Annotated in this window: 12 protein-coding genes and 1 tRNA gene; 3 read left to right on the top strand and 10 right to left on the bottom strand. The window is 75.5% G+C overall.

Going from position 1 to position 19,988, the window contains the following annotated elements; all coding sequences use genetic code 11:
* Nucleotides 1-1,125: an SDR family oxidoreductase gene (locus LUZ64_RS06625; protein WP_095578717.1), complete on the bottom strand. Its 1,125-nt coding sequence runs from the start codon at nt 1,123-1,125 to the stop codon at nt 1-3.
* Complete coding sequence (locus tag LUZ64_RS06630) at nt 1,122-8,684, bottom strand: type I polyketide synthase (RefSeq protein ID WP_095578718.1); 7,563 nt, start codon at nt 8,682-8,684, stop codon at nt 1,122-1,124. The genes LUZ64_RS06625 and LUZ64_RS06630 overlap by 4 nt, the downstream gene beginning before the upstream one ends.
* A 164-nt stretch (nt 8,685-8,848) precedes the next feature.
* Here LUZ64_RS06630 and LUZ64_RS06635 point away from each other — a divergent pair.
* Nucleotides 8,849-8,922: transfer RNA gene (locus tag LUZ64_RS06635), tRNA-Lys, on the top strand.
* Between the two features lie 312 nt (nt 8,923-9,234).
* The gene (locus LUZ64_RS06640; protein ID WP_095578719.1) at nt 9,235-9,528 is read left to right on the top strand and encodes a hypothetical protein; all 294 of its coding nucleotides are present in this window, start codon (nt 9,235-9,237) and stop codon (nt 9,526-9,528) included.
* Nucleotides 9,529-9,615: 87 nt separating this feature from the next.
* Here LUZ64_RS06640 and LUZ64_RS06645 read toward each other — a convergent pair whose 3' ends face one another.
* The 3 genes from LUZ64_RS06645 to LUZ64_RS06655 form a co-directional block, all read right to left on the bottom strand.
* Nucleotides 9,616-11,919, bottom strand: coding sequence for a heavy metal translocating P-type ATPase (locus LUZ64_RS06645; RefSeq protein ID WP_095578720.1), 2,304 nt, complete (start codon nt 11,917-11,919; stop codon nt 9,616-9,618).
* A gap of 233 nt (nt 11,920-12,152) precedes the next feature.
* Nucleotides 12,153-14,096, bottom strand: a complete 1,944-nt coding sequence (locus tag LUZ64_RS06650; protein WP_232389758.1) for an asparagine synthase-related protein — start codon at nt 14,094-14,096, stop codon at nt 12,153-12,155.
* Nucleotides 14,097-14,257: 161 nt separating this feature from the next.
* Nucleotides 14,258-15,373: a carboxylate-amine ligase gene (locus LUZ64_RS06655; RefSeq protein WP_095580102.1), complete on the bottom strand. Its 1,116-nt coding sequence runs from the start codon at nt 15,371-15,373 to the stop codon at nt 14,258-14,260.
* Between the two features lie 223 nt (nt 15,374-15,596).
* Here LUZ64_RS06655 and LUZ64_RS06660 point away from each other — a divergent pair, with 223 nt between their 5' ends.
* Nucleotides 15,597-15,752: a hypothetical protein gene (locus LUZ64_RS06660; protein WP_170116698.1), complete on the top strand. Its 156-nt coding sequence runs from the start codon at nt 15,597-15,599 to the stop codon at nt 15,750-15,752.
* A gap of 58 nt (nt 15,753-15,810) precedes the next feature.
* On the opposite strand, the gene LUZ64_RS06665 is transcribed toward LUZ64_RS06660, so the two are convergent.
* The 5 genes from LUZ64_RS06665 to LUZ64_RS06685 all read right to left on the bottom strand — a co-directional run bounded on the left by LUZ64_RS06665 (nt 15,811) and on the right by LUZ64_RS06685 (nt 19,986).
* Complete coding sequence (locus LUZ64_RS06665; protein ID WP_095580100.1) at nt 15,811-16,641, bottom strand: polyphosphate polymerase domain-containing protein; 831 nt, start codon at nt 16,639-16,641, stop codon at nt 15,811-15,813.
* Nucleotides 16,638-17,267 carry a DUF4956 domain-containing protein gene (locus tag LUZ64_RS06670; protein WP_095580098.1) on the bottom strand — a complete coding sequence of 210 codons (630 nt, stop codon included), beginning with the start codon at nt 17,265-17,267 and terminating at the stop codon, nt 16,638-16,640. The genes LUZ64_RS06665 and LUZ64_RS06670 overlap by 4 nt, the downstream gene beginning before the upstream one ends.
* A gap of 370 nt (nt 17,268-17,637) precedes the next feature.
* Complete coding sequence (locus tag LUZ64_RS06675; RefSeq protein WP_095580096.1) at nt 17,638-18,117, bottom strand: hypothetical protein; 480 nt, start codon at nt 18,115-18,117, stop codon at nt 17,638-17,640.
* Nucleotides 18,118-18,304: 187 nt separating this feature from the next.
* On the bottom strand, nt 18,305-18,967 hold the full coding sequence (locus LUZ64_RS06680; protein WP_095580094.1) for a methionine ABC transporter permease: 663 nt from the start codon (nt 18,965-18,967) through the stop codon (nt 18,305-18,307).
* A complete protein-coding gene (locus tag LUZ64_RS06685; protein WP_095580092.1) occupies nt 18,964-19,986 on the bottom strand; it encodes a methionine ABC transporter ATP-binding protein in 1,023 nt (340 codons plus the stop codon). The genes LUZ64_RS06680 and LUZ64_RS06685 overlap by 4 nt, the downstream gene beginning before the upstream one ends.
* Between the last annotated feature and the right edge of the window lie 2 nt (nt 19,987-19,988).

The raw sequence follows: 19,988 nt of genomic DNA on the forward strand, positions 1-19,988 counted from the left end.
TCAAGGGGACACGGGAAGACGGACGTTCATGGCGGCGCGCAGATACGCGCCGTCGACGGGGGCGGGGGAGGGCAGACCGGGCAGGGCGTGCCGGAGCGGGACACAGCCGTCCGCCCGGCTCCGCCAGTCGTGCCGGAGGAGGTTCGCGAGGACCGGATTGATCTGCCGCTCGACGAAGTTGGGCCGGTCGACGACGGGCTGGAGGATCAGCTCGACGCCGGGGAGCAGTTCGGCGACGGCGGCGACCAGCGACCTCGCCGGGGTCTCGGCGGGGTGGACCAGGGGATAGGTCGTCACTCCCGGCGGGTGCGGCAGCGCCGCCAGGCGCAGCATGGCGTCGACGACGTACTCGACGGGGACGATGTTCACCCGGGCGGCGGGGTCGCCCAGCAGCCGGACGCGCAGCCGGGGCAGCCCCGCCCGCCTGCCGAGCAGGAGGCCGCGCAGCGACGGCGGCACCTGCTCGATCACGGTGCGCAGCCCGGCACCGAGGGTGGACAGCGGCTGCTGGGCGGCCGTGTCGGGGAGCGGGCCGTCGGTGGCCAGGACGCTCGGGCGCAGCACCAGGGCCGGGCGCCGCCCGTCGGCCCAGGCGCGCACGACCTCCTCGGCCCGCCGCTTGGTCCGCTGGTAGCCGGTGAAGGCGTCGGCCAGGGCCGGGGCGGCGCGCCGCTCCCGGGAGTCCGGTGCGGGTCCGTCGCTCACATAGGCGGTGCTGATGTGCAGGAAGGGCACTTCGGCGGGTGCGTGGTCGGCGAGTTCCGTGAGGCGGCAGGTACCGGTGACGTTCACCGGGGTGAGCGTGGCCTCCGTGTCCACCAGCGACAGCGCCGCCGCGCAGTGCCAGATCGACGTGGCCCGCTCGCCCAGCCACCGGTGCGCGTCGGGCGTCAGCCCGAGCCGCGGCCGGGTCAGGTCGACCGGGACGGCCGTCACCCGCCGCCGGGCGCGCAGGAGTTCGTCCTCGCCGGCCCCGCAGTCGCGCAGCGCGCCCGTCACCCGCTCGGCCAGGGGCCGCCGCCCGTCCCGGCCGAGCACCGTGACCGGGGCGGTCCCCGTGGCCAGCAGTCCGCGCAGCAGCCGGGAGCCGAGGAAGCCGGTGGCGCCGGTCAGCACGACGGTCACGGGCCACCCGCCGGACGGCCGGCGACGGGCGCGGCGGGCAGGCCCGGGAGCGCCCGGGCCGAGGCGCTCGCGCGCGCCTGTTTCAGCAGATGGGGCAGGACGGCCTCGGTGATGCCGCGGACGGAGCCGTCCGAGTGCAGGAACTCCATCACGGGGACCTCCTGGTCGAGGTTCTTGCGGAACTTGGCGAGCATCTCCATGCCCATGAGGGAGTCCATGCCGTACTCCTGCATGGGCCGGTGCCGGTCGACCTCGTCCGGCGGCATGTGCAGGACGTCGGCGACCATGGCGGTGATCAGGTCCTCGACCATCGCCTCGGCCTCCGCCGGGGTGGCCGCGGCGAGCCGTTCCAGGAGTTCCTCCAGGAGCAGGTCGCCGCCCTCGACCGGGGCGGGCAGCACCGGGGCGAACCGGGGGCGGCGCAGCGAAGGAGCGAGCACGGACATCCGGCTCCAGTCGCACCGGGCGAGAACGGCGCGTTCGGCCCCCCGGCCCCGGAACCCGTCCAGGGCGGCGAGGGCGTCCCGGGGATCGACCGGCAGGAGGCCCATGGCGGTCAGTGACCCGGTCAGGTCGTTGCGCGCCACATAGCCGACGCGGCCGAGGGCGCCCCAGGCCACGGCCAGCCCGGGGCGGCCCGCCGCCCGCCGGGCGCGCACCAGGGCCTCCATCGCGAGGTTCGCGGCCACGTAACCGGCCTGCCGCGGCGTCCCGACCAGCGCGCTGAGCGAGGAGTGGACGAGGAGGTCCGCCTCCGGGCACAGCGCGTCCAGCAGCAGGGCGCCGGTCCACTTCGGGGCGAGGACCGCCCGGAGCCGGTCGTCGGTGAGCTCGGTGAGGACGTCGTCGTCGAGGTGCATGGCGGCGTGCACGACGCTCCGCACCGGGTGCCCGGTGGCCTCGATGTCCGCCACCAGCCGCCGTACCGCCGCGGGGTCGCCGACGTCGGCGGCGTACGCCCGGACGTCCGCCCCGAGTCCGCGCAGCTCCGCCAGGAGCTCCCCGGCCCCGGGGGTCGTCCCGCCGCGGCGGCCCGCCAGGGCGAGGTGACGGGTGCCGCGCCCGGCCAGCCACCGAGCCGTCTCCGCCCCGAACCCGCCGAGGCCGCCGGTGATCAGACAGGTGCCCTCGGTCTCCGCCTCCGCCGGGCGGGGGGAGCGGCGGACCGGCACGGGATCGTCGAAGGTGACGACGAGCTTGCCGATGTGCTTGGAGTGCTGCATGAGGCGGAATGCCTCGTCGACACGGTGCGCGGGGTACGCCTGGTGGAGGAGGGGCAGATACTCCCCGGCGCGCACCCGGGCGAGCACCTCGTCGAACACCTTCCCGGTGTGCCCGGGCGCCTGCCAGGCCAGCTGCGCCGCGTCGACGACGCAGTGGGTGGCGTTGGCCGCCAGGGGCTTCTGCAGCATGCGCTGGTTGCCGTAGATGTCGCGCTTGCCCAGCTCGATGAACCGGCCGCCCGGGGCGAGCAGTTCACGGGAGCGGGCCGCGGCCTCCCCGCCGAGGGAGTTGAGCACGACGTCGACGCCCCGGCCGCCGGTGTGCCGGCGGATCCGGTCGGCGAACCCGTGACCGCGCGAGTCCAGCACGAGTTCGGCCCCGGCGGCGTGCGCCAGGTCGCGCTTGGCAGGGCTGCCCGCCGTCGCGATCACCCGGGCCCCGGCCAGCCGGGCGTACTGGCCGGCGGCCATGCCGATCCCGCCGGCCGCCCCGTGGACGAGCAGCGTCTCGCCCGCCCGCAGCCCGGCGAGGTGCCGCAGGCTGTGATGGACCGTGAAGAACGCCACCGGGAGCGTCGCCGCCTCGCAGAACGTCAGACCCGCCGGCATCGGCCGCACGGCGGCGGCGGGGACCCGCACGTACGAGGCGAAGGAGCCCGGGAGCACACCGAACACCCGGTCCCCGACGGCCAGGTGCCCGACGCCCTCGCCGACGGCCGTGACCGTCCCGGCACCCTCCAGGCCCAGGAACTCCTCCGAGGACACCCCGTCCTCGGCCACGGGGGGCAGCAGCCCGGTGGCGACCATCACGTCGCGGTAGTTCAGCGCCGCCGCCCGCACCGCGATGACGATCTCCCCCGGGCCCGGGGCGGCCGGGCGGGGGGCCTCGGTCCACGCGAGGCCGAAGGCCAGGCCCTGGCCGTCGACGCGCAGCCGGTACGCGACCCCGCCGTCCGGCTCCACCACCTCCGTTGCGGGCACCGGCCGCTCCACGCGGGCGACGAACCGGCCGCCGCGGGTCAGCGCGACCTCGTCCTCCACCGCCTCCTCGCCGGACGCGCCGGCGAGCAGCTCGTGGGCCAGGCGCGCCGCGTCCCCGGCCGGGTCGGCGCCGCGGTCCAGCGAGATCCGCCGCACCGTCACGGCCGTCTCGTTGGCCAGGGTGCGGGCCACGCCCCAGGCGGCGGCCTGCCCGGGGAAAGCCGGGCGCTCCGGGGCGGGCAGGGCACCACTGGGGTGGGTGACCAGGACGAACCGGCGGGACCACCCGTCCGCCGGAGCCGCGTCGGCCACCGCCAGCGACCGCAGGACGGCGGCCCGGCGGACGGCGGTCCCGGCACAGGCGACCGGGTCGCCCTCGGCGTCCCGGTCCGGGCCCCGGCCGAGCAGCAGCGCCACCGCGCTGTCCGGCTCCCGCCCGAGGAGCTCCCGCCACGCCTCCGGGCCGTCCGGCACCGGCACCACCCGCGCACCGGCCCCGGCCGCGCCGAGCCGCGCGGCCAGCAGTTCCGCGAAGCCGCGCTCCTCCTCGTCCTCGACGACCAGGGTCCACGACACCCCGTCGGTCTCCGGGGCGGCGCCGGTCTCCGGCGGATCCGGCTCCGGGGCGCCCACCGGGGTCCGGGCGAAGAGCACCGAGAGGTGCTCCCGGAGGGGCGAGGTGCCGGCGCCCAGCAGGAGCGGCTCCTCGAAGCCGCTGCCCGCGAGCACGGCTGGCCACCGCTCACGCGGCAGCAGGAGGGAGTCCGGGCGGATCTCGGGGTCCTCGGTGTGCCAGAAGTCCTCCAGCGTGCCGAACATCAGGGCCAGGGTCTCCGGCTCGTGGAACTCCAGGCCCAGCAGATGGCCGCCGGGCACCAGCAGCCGGGCGAGCCGCCGCAGGGCCGCCCGCAGGTCCGCCGCCGTGTGCAGGGCGAACCCGGCCACGACCACGTCGAACGCGCCCTCCTCGAAGCCCTGCTCCACCGGGTCGGCGTCCAGATCGAGGACGCGGTACGACATCAGCCCGTCGTACGCCTCGAACCGGGCCCGGGCCGCCGGGAAGAACGCCCCGGAGACGTCCGTGAACACGTACCGGGCACGGGCGTCCAGCAGGGGCAGCAGGTGCGCGGTCAGCCCGCCCGTGCCGGCGCCCGCCTCCAGCACCCGCAACGGCCGGTCCGCCGGCCAGCCGCGGACGAGCTCGCGCAGCAGCTCCGCCGCCATCCGGTTGTGGAACGCGGCGGGCGGGTTGAGGTCGTAGAACTGCTGGACGGTCTCCGGGCCGCTGTCCTGGAACAGCAGCTCCAGCGGATCGCGCCGCCCGCACAGGAGCGCCGGCAGACGCAGGGCGGCCCGCGCGTTCAGCACGCAGGAAGGCAGATGGCCGGCGAGACCGGACAGCCGCGTCGGGTCGGGCAGTTGCCCGGCGCCGAGCACCCGCCAGCCCTCCCCGTCCTCGGCGAGCAGCCCCTCCCGCACGGCCGCCCGCGCCAGCAGCCGCACGAGCTTCTCGTGCCGGGGCAGCACCCCCGCGTCGAGCAGGTCGTCGAAGGCGAAGACCGCGCGCCCGGGGAGCAACGCCGCGAACGCCCGCGCCGCACTCGCCCCGAGGAGCCTCCGCAGCACGGCGTCCACCGCGGTGTACCGCGCGGTCCCGGCGGACTCCCGCAGCCGCGCCAGCGCGTCCCCCGCCGCCCCGGCCACCTCCCGGGGCCCCGGCAGCACCCGGGCCGGCACCGGCTGACCCGGCAGCGGCGCGGCGCGCAGCACACAGACGAACTCCTCGCCCCGGTCGGCGGCGGGCAACGGCAGCCGCAGCAGCCGGCAGCCCGTCAGCTCCACCGCCACCGCGCCGTCCTCGCCGGTCACCGTGACGTCCCACACCACCTCGCGGGGCGTACGGGAGCGCTGCCGCACCCGCACCAGCCCCCGCTCCGGTGGCTCCGCCCACTGCCGGACCCGGCCGACGTGCGACGGCAGATAGCCGCAACCGGCGCCCGCCAGCAGCGGCGCGCCCGCCTGCAACGCGCCGTCCAGCAGCGCCGGATGGACGACGTACCCGCCGTAGCCGTCGTCCGAGGGCGCGCAGTGGTAAGCCGCCAGCACCTCCCCCTCGTCCCGTCCCTCCGGTCCCGGACCGACCCACAGCTCCCGCAGCACCCGGAACGCCGGCCCGTACTCCAGACCGGCCGCGGCCAGCGGGCCGTAGTGCTCCGCCGCACCCACACGGCGCGCCAGCGGCTCCCGCACCCGGGCCACGTCCACCGGCGGCGGCCGCTCGGCGGCGAGCCGCCGGACCAGACCGCGGGCGTGCAGCCGCCAGCCGCCCGCGTCGCCGTTGCGGCTGGCGACGCGGACCACGCCGTCCTCGTCGCACAGCGACGTCTGCAGCCGGACGTCCATCGTGGCGTCCCACGGCAGCGGCAGCGCCCGTACGATCTCCAGGTCGTCCAGCTCCGCCGGGCCGCCGAAGACCTGCCGCCCGGCGGCCAGCGCCAGTTCGACGTAGCCGGTGGCGGGCATCACCACGGCCCCCGCGACGCGGTGGTCGGCCAGCCAGGGGGTGCGCGTGCGCTCCACCGGCGTGTGCCAGGTCGGCTCCAGGACGGGGGCGCGCTCGCCCAGCAGCGGGTGCACCAGCACCCCGTCGCCGCTGGTCCGCACCCAGTTCTCGGGCCTGCCGTGCCAGTACGTCTCGCGCTGCCAGGGGTAGGCCGGCAGATCGGCCACGGACCCGGGCCGGGGGAACCACCGGGCGCCGTCACCCGCCCCGGCGGCCAGCAGCCGCGCGGCCGTCCGCCGCACCGCCCGCCCGGTGCACCGTTCGCGGCCCACCGGGGAGAGCACCGGGAACGCCCCGCCCGGCGCGTCGGCCGCGATCCGGTTCAGCACTCCGGCCAGGGTCGGCTGCGGCGCGATCTCCACCACGGCCGCGATCCCCTCCGCGGCGAGACTCCCCACCGCGTCCGCGAACCGCACGGGCCTGCGGGCGTTGTGCCACCAGTACGCCGCGTCGAGCTCGCCGGCCCCGACGCGCCCGCCGGTCACCGTCGAGACCATCGGCAGCCGCGGCGCCCCGGGCACGAGCCCCGCCAGGGCCGCCCGCAGCGGCTCCTCGACGACGTCCATCGCCGCGCTGTGGAAGCCGTGGTCCACGGGCAGCTCCCGGAACGGCACCTCGCGCGCGGCCAGTTCCCGGCCCAGTGCCCGCAGCGCCCCGGGCTCTCCCGAAACGGTCACGTCCCGGGCGCTGTTGACGGCGGCGATCTCCAGCCGCCCGCCGTGGGCGGCGAGCGCCTCCGCCGCCTCCTCCTCGCCCATCCCGACCGCGGCCATCCGGCCCGTACCGGCCGTACGGGCCTGGACGAGGCTCCGCCCGGCCACCACCCGCGCGGCGTCCGCCGGATCCAGCGCCCCGCAGACGCGGGCCGCCGCGACCTCGCCCACGCTGTGCCCCAGGACGGCGTCCGGGCGCACCCCGTACTCCGCCAGCAGCGCCACCAGCCCGAGCTGGAAGGCGAACAGCGCCGGCTGCGCGGTGCCGGTGCCGGCCATCCGCTCCGCCACGCCGCCCTCCTCCGGCCCGGCGGCCAGCAGCTCGGCCACCGACCAGCCCAGCAGCGGCCGCAGATACGTATCGGCGGCCTCGACGGCCGCGCGGAAGACGGGCTCGTCCGCCATCAGGGCCGCGCCCATCCCGGCCCACTGGGTGCCGTTGCCGCAGAAGACGAAGACGACACCGCCCGCCGGGGCCCGCTCCGCCCGGGCCGCGCCCGCCGGGGACGTCTCCTCGTCCGCCAGCTCGGCCAGCTGCCCGGCGGCGTCCCCCGGGCCGTCCGCGAGCACGGCCGCCCGGTGCGGGTGCCGGGTGCGCCGCCGGGAGGCCGTCCAGCACAGGTCGTAGAACTCCCGCCCGTCCTCGGCGCCGGCCAGCCGCCCGGCCATCGCCCCGGCCGCCTGCGCCAGCGCCCGGCGGGTCCGCCCGGAGACCACCAGCGGCAGCGGGCCGCGCCGTTCCGGCACGTCCGCCACGGGCCGTACCGGCGCCGGGGCGAGCACCGCATGGGCGTTGGCCCCGCCGAAGCCGAAGCTGTTCACCCCCACCACGCCACCGGCGACAGCGGGCAGCGGGAACGCGGCCGCCACGGGGGAGAGGTTCAGGGCGGCGAAGTCGATCTCCGGGTTGGCCGGCGTCCCGTGCAGCGAGACCGGGACGAGGCCGTGCCGCAGCACCAGCAGCGCCTTGAGGAGCCCCACCACGCCGGAAGCCGGTTCCGTGTGCCCGAGGTTGGTCTTCACCGAACCGATCGGCAGCGGCCCGGCCGTCCGCCGCGCGCCCAGTGCCTCGCCGACCGCCCGGCACTCCAGCGGGTCCCCGATCGGCGTGCCCGTGCCGTGCGCCTCGAAGTACAGCACCTGGTCCGGGCCGGCGCCGGCCCGCTCGTACACCTCGCGCAGCAGACGCCGCTGCATCCGCGCGCTCGGCACCGTCATGCCCGAGGTGCCGCCGTCGCAGTTGGACCCGCTGGCGGCGACGACCGCGTGCACCCGGTCGCCGTCGGCGAGCGCGTCGGCCAGCCGCTTGAGCACCACCACCCCGCCGCCCTCGGAGCGGACGTAGCCGTCCGCCGCGGCGGAGAACGTCGCGCAGCGCCCGCGCGGGGAGAGCATCAGCGCCCGCGAGAACCCGATGTACGGGAACGGGCTGAGCAGGACGTTCACCCCGCCCGCCACGGCCAGCCGGGCGTGGCCCGCGCGCAGCGTCTCGCACGCCTGGTGCAGCGCGACGAGCGAGGACGAACAGGCGGTGTCCACCGCCATGCTGGGGCCCCGCAGGTCGAAGACGTACGACAGGCGGTTGGCGGTGATCGACAGGGCCGAGCCGCTCATGGAGTACGCGGTGATCTCGTCGTAGCGGGCCATCTGGAGGGCGCCGTACGAGACGTCGCTGACCCCGACGAACACCGCGGTGTCCGATCCGGCCAGGGCCGCCGTGTCGAGGGCCGCGTCGTCGAACGCCTCGGCCGTCATCTCCAGCAGCAGCCGCTGCTGCGGGTCCATGTGCTTCGCCTCGCGCGGGGAGATCCCGAAGTACTCCGGGTCGAACCCGGCGATGTTCTCCAGATAGCCCCCGGCCATCGTGTACGCCTTCCCCGGCCGCTCGGGGTCGGGGTCGGAGAAGCGGGCCGCGTCGAGCCGGTCGGCCGGTGGCGCCGGGCTGATGAGGTCCCGCTCCTCGACGAGCGCGGACCAGAGTCCGCCGAGGTCGCGGATGCCACCGGGCAGGCGGCAGGCCGCGCCGACGACGGCGATGGGTCCATGGTGCGTGACGGTGGAAAGGCCACTGTGCTCCATGAAGGAGAGACATTTCCGAGTCTGCCGCTGTTAGTGAACTACCAGCGGGTTTCACTCTTTTGAGATGAACGGAACCCCTTCGCCGTTCGCTGTACGGTCAGCTGTCCGGGTTCGTCCGGCTTCCGTGGTGCGATCCGATCATCGGATGAGGTAAAGTTCCTCTCGCGCCGCTAGCTCAGTTGGTCAGAGCGGCTGACTCTTAATCAGCAGGTCCGGGGTTCGAGTCCCTGGTGGCGCACCGGTGAACAGAAGGCCCTCCGCGGTTTCCGCGGAGGGCCTTCCTCGTTGCGCGGGCTCTCCGCCCGGCGCCTCCCCGGGGCCCGTCGCGGCACACCCGCCACGGCCGGGGGGCCGAACGACAAGCGGTGTGCCCTGTCCCCGGCGCCCCCCGCGCCCGAGCCAACGGGCCGCCCCCGAACGCGCCGACGAGCCTTCACGGCCGGGTATGCCCTGGCCACGGAAGGGGGAGTCAGAGGGGGCGTCGAGGGCCGGAGCGCGCGGACCGCGTGCCCCGGGCCCTGCGGAACCGTCACCGACAGGAGCGCGAACCATGGCCGTCATCGTCACCTTCAACGTCCCCGGAGTGGGGCCGGAGCTCTACGAGGCGTGCGTCGAGCGCCTCACCGGGGGACAGGGCTTCACCAGTCCGGCGGACCTGCCCGTCCCCGGCCTCCTCTCGCACGCCACGGGACCGGTCGACGGCGGCTGGCGGGTCACCGACGTCTGGGAGTCCGTCGAGGCGTTCGAGGAGTTCGGCAAGCTGCTCGGCCCGATCATCACCGACCTCGGGTACGGCGACCTCCGGCCCGAGGTCACCCCGGCCCACAAGGTCGTCACCCGCTGACACCGGACCGGCGACGCGAAGCCGGCCGGACCCCCGGGGTCCGGCCGGCACGCTTCACTCCCGCTCTTCGCGTTCTCGCGCGAAGGCTCAGACCCCGGCCCGGAACCGCCGCAGGCGCAGGCTGTTGCCGACCACGAAGACCGACGAGAACGCCATGGCCGCCCCCGCGATCATCGGGTTGAGCAGCCCGGTGGCCGCCAGCGGCAGCGCCGCCACGTTGTAGGCGAAGGCCCAGAAGAGGTTCGTCCGGATGGTGCCCAGCGTCCGCCGCGCGAGGCGGATGGCGTCGGCCGCCGCGCGCAGGTCGCCACGGACGAGCGTGAGGTCGCCCGCCTCGATGGCGGCGTCGGTACCGGTGCCCATCGCCAGCCCGAGATCGGCCTGGGCCAGCGCGGCCGCGTCGTTGACGCCGTCGCCGACCATCGCCACCGAACGGCCCTCGGCCTGGAGCCGCTTGACCACGTCGACCTTGTCCTGCGGCATGACCTCGGCGATGACCTCGTCGATGCCGACCTCGGCGGCCACGGCCTCCGCGACCGCCCTGTTGTCGCCGGTGAGCAGGATCGGGGTGAGACCGAGCGCTCGCAGCCGGCGGATCGCCTCGGGGCTGGTGTCCTTGACGGCGTCCGCGACCTCCAGCACGGCGCGCGCCGCACCGTCCCAGGCCACGACGACGGCCGTGCGGCCCGCGGCCTCGGCGGCCGACCGGGCCCGCGCCAGCTCCGCGGGGAGGACGGCCGCCCCGGGCTCCTCCGCGCGCAGCAGCCCCTCCCGGCCCACGAGCACCGTGTGCCCGTCCACGACCCCGCGCACCCCGAGCCCGGGGACGTTCACGAAGCCCTCCGGAACCGGAAGCCCGCCCACCCGGGCGGCGGCACCGGCCGCGACCGCACGCGCCACGGGGTGCTCGGAAGCGTGCTCCAGCGCGCCCGCCAGCCGCAGGGCCTCGGTCTCGGAGACGCCCTCCGCGGTGTGCGTCCGCAGCAGCGTCATCCGGCCGGTGGTGACGGTCCCCGTCTTGTCCAGGACGACGGTGTCCACCGCGCGGGTCGTCTCCAGGACCTCGGGCCCCTTGATGAGGATCCCCAGCTGGGCGCCGCGCCCCGTGCCCACCATCAGCGCCGTCGGGGTGGCGAGGCCCAGGGCGCACGGGCAGGCGATGATCAGCACCGCCACGGCCGCCGTGAACGCGGCGGCCGCCCCCGCGCCGCTCGCCAGCCAGAACACCAGCGTGCCGAGGGCCAGGGCGATGACGACGGGCACGAACACGGCGGACACCCGGTCGGCCAGCCGCTGCGCGGCCGCCTTCCCGTGCTGCGCCTCCTCCACCATCCGCGCCATCCGCGCGAGCTGGGTGTCGGCACCGACGCGGGTGGCCTCGACGACGAGCCGCCCGCCCGCGTTGAGGGTGCCACCGGTGACGGCGTCACCCGCGCCGACCTCCACGGGCACGGACTCACCGGTCAGCATGGAGGCGTCCACCGCCGAGCCGCCCTCCACCACCCGGCCGTCGGTCGCGATCTTCTCACCGGGCCGGACGAGGAAGCGGTCGCCCGTCATCAGCTCCGCGACGGGGATCAGGGCCTCCCGGCCGCCGCGCAGCACGGTGACCTCCTTGGCGCCCAGCTCCAGCAGGGCCCGCAGCGCCGCCCCGGCCTTGCGCTTGGAGCGCGCCTCGAAGTAGCGCCCGGCCAGGATGAACGCGGTCACGCCGGCCGCGGCCTCCAGATAGATGTTCCCCGCGCCGTCGCTCCGCGAGACGGTCAGGTCGAAGCCGTGCGTCATACCGGGCATCCCGGCGCTGCCGAGGAACAGCGCCCACAGCGACCACAGGAACGCGGCCGAGGTCCCGATCGAGACCAGGGTGTCCATGGTGGCCGCGCCGTGCCGGGCGTTCGTCCACGCGGCCCGGTGGAAGGGCCAGGCCGCGTATGTGACGACCGGCGCGGTCAGTGTGAGGGACAGCCACTGCCAGTAGGTGAACTGCCAGGCCGGCACCATCGCCAGGACGACGACGGGCACGGCCAGCGCCACCGCGGTCACCAACCGCTGCCGTATCGACCGGAGTTCGCCCGTCTCCTCCGCGCCTTCCGCGGCCTCCCCGTCGCCGGCGGCGGGCGGGCCGGACGGCCTGACCGGCGCGGCCGTGTACCCCGTCGCCTCCACCGTCGCGATCAGATCGCCGACCGTCAGCTCGCCGCCGTAGGAGACCCGGGCCTTCTCCGTGGCGTAGTTGACCACGGCGGTCACGCCCTCCACGCGGTTGAGCTTCTTCTCGATCCGCGCGGCGCACGACGCGCACGTCATCCCGCCGATGGTGAGCTCCACCTCGGCCCCGGCCGTCCCGGCGGTCGTGGTCGTGGTGGCCGTGCGTGGGGCTGTGGTGGCCATGGCCCGCTCCCTCTCTCTGTGCTTGATACCCCTAGGGGGTATCTCTCCCGACGGGGTACAGATATACCCCCACCCCGTATCCGGCGCAAGGGGTGAGGGCGCTGCCGGGTGTGACACAGGTGGAACAGAACAGGATCAATCGGCACAAGGAGGTCGCGAAAATTCACCTGCGGCGCGTCCCGTTCGAGCGGAAGTCGACGGTCCGTCGAGGGGGGCCGCGCCCGCCCCGCCGCTCAGAGCGTCACCCGGGCGTCGTGCTCGCACGGCTCCACGGCGGACGGAACGGGATGATCCGCGAGCTCGCGCAGCCACGCCTCTACCGCCAGCGTCCGCTCCCACCGGCCCACTCCGCTCCCGGGCGGGCCGGCGCCGAGCACGGCCTCCCGCAGCGCCTCCTCGTCGGCCAGCCCCGCGGCCACCAGCAGCGACTCGTCCACCCAGGCCACCGGATCCGTCCCCCGCTCCCCCCACGCCTCCTCGCCGGGCACGGGCGGCGCCCCGTCTTCCGCGACCCGTGGCCGGAACTCCTCCGCGCGGACGCCCCGCATGGCCTCGATCAGCAGCGGCCGGTACGCCCAGGGGGTACCCGCCTCCTCCGGGCGGACCGCCAGACAGGCGCCGAGGACACCGTCGTCGCAGAACGGCGCGTCCGACGGGAGCCCGACCGCCGCCGAGTCCTGCACGGTGAACGCGGCCGCCCGCCCCGCCCGCTGGATCCGCTGCACCCACGCGTGCCGTCCCCGGTCCGCCGCCAGCGGCTCCACCTCACCGGCCGCCGCCCCCAGCAGCAGGTCGCGCACGAGCTCCACGCACTCCTCGCTCGCCCACGGCGGCAGCGCGGGAAGCGCCCCCCAGCGGTGCGGCGCCCCCGTGCCCTCCGCCGCCAGGTCCAGCCCGTCGGCCGCCGCGCCCAGCCAGTCCCGGTACGAGCCCCGGTCGAGCAGCATCCGCGCGGTGTCGCCCGGCGACCACCCCAGGCGTGCCCGATGGCCGAAGGCGTGCCACAGCCCCGCCACGGGCCGGTCCCGCACCAGCGCGTGGACGTACGCGCCGGGCGGACGCACCGCCGCGTCACCGCCGTGCCCCAGCAGCAGCCGGCTCGCCCCCTGCGCGCTCAGCACACTCGCCGGCCCGCGCCGCCGCGCGCGGTCGCGCAGCCCGGCCGACGGTTCGTCACCCGGCTCGCGGCGCCCCCACGCGGGCAGGCCGGGACCGGTGGACGCCGGGCCGAGGGCACCGCCCCACCCGGGACCCGGGCCCCCGGCCGCGCCGGGCCCTCGGCCCGGCAGGCCGCCCCACCCCCGCACGCCGCCCGGCAGCCCGCAGCCCGTGTCCCACGCTCCCGGCACTCCGTCGTCGAGCCCCCCGCCCGGCCCCGGCGCCCCCGACGTCACCAGCCGGGCCCCCGCCTCCGCGGCCAGCAGGCACAGCGCCGTGGCGGCCGGGCCGCCCGACAGGTCCGCGCCCAGCGCCCGGCCCGGCGTCACCCGGAGGGACACCGCCTCCCGCAGCGCCGCCAGCAGCCCGGGCGCCCCCTCGGCCACCGACAGCCCCACGGGCGGCGGCAGCCACCAGCGCCGTACCGCGCCGCCGTTGCCGTCCCGGTCCAGCCGGAGCGCGTCGCCGGGCGGAACCGTGTGCACCCCGCACCACATGGCACCGCCGTCCAGCGGATACGGCAGACCGGGCCCGGCCAGGCGCGCGGCCAGCTGGGCGGGGTCCGGGTCGGCGTCCGTCAGCCAGGCCAGCGTCCGGGCCCGGTCCGCGGCCACCGCCGTACCGTCGACCGACGTCCAGTACAGCCGCCGGGCCCCGGAGAGCGAGCCCCGGGCGTAGACCTCCCCGGCCAGCGAGGCGAGGACGTGGAAGCCGCCGTGCGCGCCGCGCAGGGCGTCCTCGACGTCGAACGGTGAACGGACGCCACGCAGCCGCCCCGCGAGCTCCGCCCCGCCGAGCGAACAGGGCCCGGCCACCGCCAGTCGCACCTCGCCCTGACAGGCCACCACCAGCTCGTCGTCCGTCCAGCAGCCCAGCAGCCACGGCCGGCCCGAGGCGTGCGCCACGGTCCGGCAGCCGCGGCCGCGCAGCCGGCGCACGGCCGTGGACGCGTGCGGGCCGTCGGGAAGGACGGTGAACCAGCACCCGGCGCGAGGGACCGGCCCCCGCCCGGGCGTCACGTGAACAGGCCCTCGGCGCGGTCCTCGTCGAGTGTGCCGGGGGGTGAATCGCTCACGGACAAGGCCTCCTGTGCCACGGCGTACGTGCTCGGCGGACGTGCTCGACGGTGGTGATCGACAGAGGTCAACGTAGGCGCCCGCGCGGCCCCCGCCCGGAGCGATCAGTCCGAATTCCGCTCGTGTGGGTGACGAGGGGCCGTCAGGCACATCAGATCCATCACCGCGCGCCACCCGCCCTCGGCGAGGGCGCGGCGCTGCCGGTCGGCGGGCGCCCCGTCCGTGCGCAGCCGGTGGACGAGGGAGGCGACCCGGCGGGCGCCGTCGTACCGCTCCAGGGCGGGGGAGACATGGCCGAGCAGCCGGCCGACGACCTCGTCGGCGGGCCGGCGGCGGCCGAGCGGGTCGATCAGGTCCCCGCTCAGACCGTGCCGCGCCGCCTGCCAGTTCGCGGTGTTCAGCATCTCGGGGGAGGGCACGGGATACGGCACGCCGCGCTTCTCGTCGAAGAGGGAGGTGTCCACGAGGGCCCGGACGAGACCGGCGAACATGACGGCGTCCTCGGTGTGCAACTGGACGTCAAGCGCGCGGACCTCCAGGGTCGGATAGCGCTCCGACAGCCGGGCCTGCCAGTAGAGCTGGCCGCGGTCGCGCAGGATCCCGGTGTCCATGACGGCCCGTACGCGCCGCTCGTAGTCCCGGGCGTCCTCGAAGACCGGCGGCGGGCCGCTCACCGGCCACCGGCCGAAGACGACCGTGCGCCAGCTGGCGAACCCGGTGTCGTGCCCGCACCACATCGGCGAGTTCGCGGCCATGGCCACGAGCACCGGGAGCCAGGGGCGCACGCGGTTGAGCACCGCGACCCCGGTGGCCCGGTCCGGGATGCCGACGTGCACGTGCATGCCGTTGATCAGCTGCTCGTCCACCAGCTGCGGCGCGGCGGCGCGGATGGCGTGGTACCGCGCCTCGTCGGTCACGGGCGGTGGCGTGCGGCCCGCGAAGGGCACGGTGCCGGACGCCGCCACCCGGCAGCCCGCCCGGTCCGCCGCCGTACCGATCGCGTGACGGAGCCTCAGCAGGCTGTCGCCCAGCTCGTCCAGGCTCCGGCAGACCGGGGTGGCGATCTCGATCTGGGACTGCAACAGCTCGGAGTGCACCTCGCCCGCCCCCGGTACGGGCCGCAGGCCGGCCGTCGCCCGGACCTTCTCGGCCAGGGGTACGGGCAGCCCGCTGACCGCGTCGAGCAGCAGGTATTCCTCCTCGACACCCATGGTCGTCATGGTGGGAGGGTCCCCGCTACCGGCTCCGGATCCAAGGAGGCGCGAGCCGACACGCTTCCGTGCGCCGCCGTTCGGGCATTCAAGTGCCGCACCCCGCGTGGTATGAACCTTTCGTAGGGTCTCTGTCAGTAGGGCGGTGTGGGATGAACTGCTCGCATTGCGGTGCGGAGATGCGCCAGGGGCCGAACGGGGACTGGGCGTGCGCCAATTGCGGAGGTACCGGATGAACGAGTCGGAGGACTTCCCTCATGCCAACACGGCCCTGATGCACTGCGCGCACTGCGGGTGGTCGGTGCACGAGGGGCCGGTGGGCGGTTACGTCTGCGGCCAGTGCTTCCACACGGTGGAGCCGCAGCAGCACGAGCCGAGCGAACGGTAGTCCGGCGGGCGAGGGCGAGCTCGCCCGGACCGGGGACCGGAAGCGGAGGCGGGGGCCGTCAGCCGAAGGCGTGCCGCGCCGCCCGCCGCCACCGGTTCCCCGGCAGCCCGGGCCGCAGCGCGGCCAGCGCCCCGCAGTACTTCGTGAACACCGCGGGCCGCACCCCGTAGGCGTGCAGCAGGTGGTCGGCCTCCGTCAGGTGCCCCGCCGTCTTCGTCTCCACGAGCACGAGTCCGGGGTCGCACCGCACCGAACGGGGCGCCCGCAGGTCGTCGCAGACCAGCCCGGCGTCGCACGTGACGCGCTCCCCGTCGGCCACCAGCGTCGCGCGCAGGTAGTCCGTGCTGAGGGAGGGCAGCAGCGCGGCCGGGGCGTCGATGGCGTACGCCCGGTGCAGGGTGTCGGCGAGGAAGGACCGGAAGGCGCCGTCGAGCGGGGTGTCCGCGCCCGTCAGCGGGCGGCGGTGCTTCACGGTGTCGCCGCGCCGGCCCTTGAGCTTGATCTCGAATTGCCGCTCGCCGCTGTCCTCGTAGACCCGCTCGCGGATCTTGAAGCGGAGGCGCCGGCCCTGCCGGTGGTCGTGGAAGGAGCGGAGACCGGGGGTGTCGTAGTAGACCGAGTGGTAGCGGAAGGCGCGGCGGTCGTCGATGGTCAGGGCCCGGAAGGGGCCACCGGCCCGCCGGGGGTCGGTGAGCCGCTCCACCATCCGAAGAAAGGTTTCTGTGGGCACGAGGTAGCTGCGGTCGAAGCGGGCGAGCAGCTCGGCGCGCGCGTTGACCTCGGCCAGGGAGACGGGGTCGGCCGACCGGGCCGCGGTGAGGATGGCCCGTACGGAGGCGGGTGCTTGCGGAGCGCTCGGTCCGGCGGGGCTCTCCGGGGCGAGTGTCATACCGACTCCCACGCGGGAACGGCGCGCTGGGCGGATCCGGCGGTGGCCGGCGCGGTGCCGTCGCCCGGCCTCGGCTCGCGGTAGCGGACGTCCACGACCGTCAGGTCGCGGACGAAGTCGACCTCCATGACCGTCCAGTGGAGCGGCTCGCCGAGCCGCCGGGCCAGGTCGGCGCGGAGCGCGGCGGGGTCGCGGTGGACGGCGTCGAGGGTGACGACCGTGCGGCGCGAGCGGGCGAACAGCCGGGGGTGGTCGGCCACGTAGACGACGAGGAGCAGTACGGCGCTCAGTGTGGCGGCGAGGGCGAACCTCAGGTGCGGCAGACCGCACAGCAGGCCGAGGACGAGGGTGGTGAAGTAGTACGCCACCTCCTCGTGCTGCACGGAGTCGGAGCGGAGTCTGATGATCGAGAGCACTCCGAAGAGTCCGAAGCCGAGCGCGGTCCCACCGCTGCCGCCCACTTCGGCGAGGGCGGCCACGACGGTGAACAGGGCGACGTTCAGGGCGAGATAGGCCGGGACGAGGTCGCGGCGCCGGTGCCTGGGATAGTAGATGGCGAAGGTCAGCAGGCAGATGGCGGCGAGGTCGAGCCCCAGGTGGGCCGCGAGGTGTCGGAGGGAGTCCATGGCTTCGCTCTCTGTGCGCCGGAGATGGGGACACCGAAGATAAGGAAACGCAGGGTGAACATGTACACACGTTCACGTGAACAATGCGCGTCCTTGATGCCCGGTGGAGAGCAAGTGGCCTGAACGGGCCGAGCCTTGTCGCAGAAGGCGGTCTTGCGGGCGGCCTGCGGGGGAACCGCGTGGGAATCGCGGAGGAATCGAGAGGGATCCGGGTGGGACGCGAGAGGGATCCGGGTGGGATGTGAGAGGGATCCGGTGGGAATCCGCGTCCGGTCCGTGGAGGATCCGGGGAGGCCGATCCGCGCGGGCCTCCGGCGCCCGGCGGGCCGCCCCGGCCGTCCTGCCGGGAGGCGCGCGCCGGGGCCGCCGTTCAGCGCGGCCAGACCTGGATCAGCCACTCCTCCGTGCCGTGGAAGAACATCTCGCCGGCCGTGTGCCGCTCCCGTGCCGCGACGCGGCCCAGGCTCGCCGCGCGCAGCCGGTAGGCGCCCGGACCGCCGAGGTCGACGGGCTCGCCCGACGGCCGGCCGTCCCACTCGGTGAGCTGGACCTTCCCGTGCCGGAACAGCTCGAACTCCACCGTGTCCAGGGTGTCCCAGCCGCCCGGCGGTGCCGGCGGTTCGCCGGACCAGCCCTCCAGCCGCACATGCGGATGGAAGTCGGTGGTGGCGCACCGGAAGAGCACGCCGCCCGGCCCGGCGAGCACCGCCCAGCGTCTGGGGGCGGTGGTGACGGCCGACTGGGGATCGGCGCCGTCCTCCAGGCCGCGCAGGAAGAAGGTGAAGTACGAGATGCGCGGCTCGGTGGTCCGCGCGCAGAGGAGTTCGGCGGACGGGGGAGTGGCCGTCACCGGCTCACCTCCAGCGGTCGGTCGCAGACGGGGACATGGGCGTGGAACGTGTCGGAGTCGAGAGTACGGTCGATTTTGCGGAACTCGACCATCCGTTCGTGCCCGCCCTGTCGAACGCGGCCCGTACGGCGCCGACCCGGGTACGTAAGCCGCCGGTCCGGGCGGCGCGCGCCCGGACCGGCCGCCGTCACCGGCGCAGGATCCTGCGGGCCAGCACGTTCCCCAGCAGCTGGGCGATCTGCACGAGGACGATCAGCACGGCCACGGTCACCACCATCACCGAGGTGTCGAAGCGCAGATAGCCGTATGTCATCGCGAGGTTGCCCACCCCGCCGCCGCCCACGGTCCCGGCCACCGCCGAGAAGTCGATCAGGGCGACGAGCATAAAGGTGAAGCCCAGGACCAGCGGCCCGAGGGCCTCCGGGACCAGCACGGTCAGCACGATGCGCAGCGGGCCCGCGCCCATCGACCGGGCGGCCTCGACGACCCCGGTGTCCACGGCGAGGAGATTGGTCTCCACGATCCGGGCGACGCCGAAGGTCGCCACCACCACCATGGGGAAGATGGCCGCCTCGGTGCCGATCATCGTGCCCACCACGCTCCGTGTCACCGGTGACAGGGCGACGATCGCGATGATGAAAGGGACCGGCCGGATGACGTTGATCAGCAGGTTGAGCACCGCGAACACCACGCGGTTGGGCAGCACGCCGCCCTTGCGGGTGGCGTAGAGGGCCAGGCCGACGCCCATGCCCAGCACCGCGGACAGCGCCAGCGTGATCAGCACCATGTACACGGTCTCGCCGGTGGCGTCGACGACCTTGACCCAGAACTCGTTCCAGTCGACGCTCACGCCACGGCCGCCTCTCCGGCGCCGGCCAGCTCGGTGAGGAAGGCGTCGATCGCGTCGTCAGGACCCCGGAGTTCGAGGGTCACGCTGCCCAGCGGGAGGTCCTGCACCTCGCCGACGCCGGCGTGCGCGACGGCGAAGTCCAGCTCGTACCTGCGCAGCAGCCGCGACAGGCCGGACCCGTCCGTACCGTCCCGGGTGACGGGCACGGTGACCAGCCGCCCGGAGTGCCGGGCGCGCAGCCGTTCCAGGGCCGCGCCCTCCGGTACGTCGTGGAGGGCGGAGCGGACGAGAGCCCCGGTGACGGGATGCCGGGGGCGGGCGAAGACGTCGTAGGCGCCGCCGCTCTCCACCACCCGGCCGTCGGCCATGACGGCCACCCCGTCGCAGATGCCGCGCACCACGTCCATCTCATGGGTGATCAGGACGATCGTGACACCGAGCTCGGTGTTGACCCGCTTGAGCAGGTCCAGCACCTCCCCGGTGGTCCGCGGGTCGAGCGCGGACGTCGCCTCGTCGCACAGCAGGACCTTCGGGGAGGTGGCGAGCGCCCGCGCGATGCCGACGCGCTGGCGCTGGCCGCCGGAGAGCTGCTCGGGGTAGCGGCGCGCGTGGTCCTCCAGGCCGACGAAGCGCAATGCCTCGGCGGCCCGCTCGCGCGCCTCCCGGCGGGAGTGCCCGGCCAGACCGAGCGGGTAGGCGACGTTGCCCAGGACCGTGCGGGAGCGGAAGAGGTGGAACTGCTGGAAGACCATCCCCATCGACCGCCGGACGGCGCGCCGCCGCCGTTCGCCGAGCGCGCCGAGGTCCTGCCCGTCGACGAGGACGCTGCCGGAGGTGGGCTCCTCCAGGTAGTTGATGACCCGCAGCAGCGTGCTCTTGCCGGCGCCGCTGTGCCCGACGATGCCGAAGACCATGCCCCGCTCGACGGTCAGGGAGACGTCGTCGACCGCACGGAAGACGGACGCGCGGCCGCCGTCCCGGGTGGGAAAGGTCTTGGTGACGTGACGGAGTTCGATCACCG

This window comes from Streptomyces albireticuli (assembly GCF_021228125.1).
GTDB lineage: Bacteria > Actinomycetota > Actinomycetes > Streptomycetales > Streptomycetaceae > Streptomyces > Streptomyces albireticuli.

Excerpts from the sequence above, each read along its gene's own strand:
- LUZ64_RS06655 (WP_095580102.1), bottom strand. The coding sequence starts at position 15,373 with ATGACGACCATGGGTGTCGAGGAGGAATACCTGCTGCTCGACGCGGTC.
- LUZ64_RS06630 (WP_095578718.1), bottom strand. The coding sequence starts at position 8,684 with ATGGAGCACAGTGGCCTTTCCACCGTCACGCACCATGGACCCATCGCC.
- LUZ64_RS06640 (WP_095578719.1), top strand. The coding sequence starts at position 9,235 with ATGGCCGTCATCGTCACCTTCAACGTCCCCGGAGTGGGGCCGGAGCTC.
- LUZ64_RS06660 (WP_170116698.1), top strand. The coding sequence starts at position 15,597 with ATGAACGAGTCGGAGGACTTCCCTCATGCCAACACGGCCCTGATGCAC.
- LUZ64_RS06645 (WP_095578720.1), bottom strand. The coding sequence starts at position 11,919 with ATGGCCACCACAGCCCCACGCACGGCCACCACGACCACGACCGCCGGG.
- LUZ64_RS06670 (WP_095580098.1), bottom strand. The coding sequence starts at position 17,267 with ATGGACTCCCTCCGACACCTCGCGGCCCACCTGGGGCTCGACCTCGCC.
- LUZ64_RS06665 (WP_095580100.1), bottom strand. The coding sequence starts at position 16,641 with ATGACACTCGCCCCGGAGAGCCCCGCCGGACCGAGCGCTCCGCAAGCA.